The 1331-nt window shown below is 39.9% G+C and carries 3 protein-coding genes; 1 reads left to right on the top strand and 2 read right to left on the bottom strand.

Going from position 1 to position 1331, the window contains the following annotated elements:
- Positions 1-195 (bottom strand): ABC transporter permease (locus ACRCJ0_RS14265; protein ID WP_431390878.1); only part of this gene is annotated, 195 nt, incomplete at its 3' end.
- Positions 182-928 (bottom strand): ABC transporter ATP-binding protein, encoded by a 747-nt coding sequence (locus tag ACRCJ0_RS14260; RefSeq protein ID WP_059349104.1) that lies wholly within the window; start codon positions 926-928, stop codon positions 182-184. The genes ACRCJ0_RS14260 and ACRCJ0_RS14265, both read right to left, overlap by 14 nt.
- A 215-nt stretch (positions 929-1143) precedes the next feature.
- On the opposite strand from ACRCJ0_RS14260, the gene ACRCJ0_RS14255 reads away from it, so the two are divergent.
- Positions 1144-1331, top strand: a 188-nt coding sequence (locus ACRCJ0_RS14255) for an HIT domain-containing protein (RefSeq protein ID WP_431390877.1), incomplete at its 3' end; no start/stop codon positions are given.

The following is a 1331-nucleotide window of genomic DNA, read 5'->3' as shown; positions in this document are numbered from 1 at the left end:
CCAAATTACGTGGACCCAAACCCCGACCAATCCTTGTGACAAGCCTGATAGCCAGTTGGAATACTGGTAAGCCAATGCGCCAAATAGGAAGAAGAGGACGATTACGGCATGGTCATTAAAAATATATTTAGCATTCTTCAGAAATAAATCTTGCCCTTCTTGCCGACGTTTCTGGTAAGTATCAAGCAGACGCATGGTCATCTGCCCCCTTCGCTAAGTGTAGATATAGGTCATCTAAAGTAGCTCCTGGCAGTTGATATTGCACTCGGATTTCATCTAAAGTACCTGCCGCCACTAACTCACCGTCCGCCAAGAATAAGAATCGGTCACAATACTGTTCAGCTGTCGCTAAGACATGAGTGGTCATCAATACCGACGCACCCGCATCACGTTTGGCTTTCAATGTATCGATAAAATCATGGATAGCCAGTGGGTCCAAACCAAGAAACGGTTCATCCACTACATATAAAGACGTCTCCACTAGGAAGGCACAGACAATCATCACCTTTTGCTTCATTCCTTTTGAAAAATGAATCGGCAGCCAATCTAACCGTTTATCTAAACGAAAGGTTTCTAGTAAAGGTTGGGCATTTCTTAGTGCCTCTTCCTTCCCTAAACCGTAGGCCATACCCGTTAATTCAATATGTTCCTTCAAAGTTAAGGCTTCATATAGTACCGGCATTTCAGGAATATAAGTAAAGGATTGACGGTATGCATTGGTATCATCGGTTAACTGATGGCCATCAATAGCAATCTCACCCTTCATTGCCCGCATCAGGCCGATAATATGTTTAATGGTAGTTGATTTACCCGCACCATTTAACCCAATCAGGCCAACGATTTCACCTGATGCAATTTCAAAATTAATATCTTTTAGTACAGGTTGACTAGAATAGCCCCCTGTAAGTCCTTTAACTGTTAATGTCATTTTGTTCATCCTTTTATTGATCTAGATTTAATCTAGCATTTAAGTTTAATGATAAAGAAATCATTTCCAATCTAGAATAGCACTGAAATTGTTTCCTTCCCATCATTTATGTTAAAATTAATACAATTATAGCCTTTAATTTAACATTATTTTCAAGTAAATGCGATGAATTAACACGGCCAAAGTTAACCCAATATTGAAAGCGAGGACTATTCATGGATAATTGTATCTTCTGTAAAATTGCAAACGGTGAAATCCCCACAAACAAAGTCTACGAAGACGAAGTGGTGATAGCCTTCCTAGATATGAGCCAAGTCACAAAAGGCCATACCTTACTGGTACCTAAAAAACACATTCAAGACATTTTCGGCTACTCATCAAATGACGCTGGCGCAGTCTTCAA

The organism is Aerococcus sp. L_32 (genome assembly GCF_050689315.1).
The sequence above is the reverse complement of the archived record's forward strand: the minus strand, read 5'-3'. Positions and strand labels throughout refer to the sequence as shown.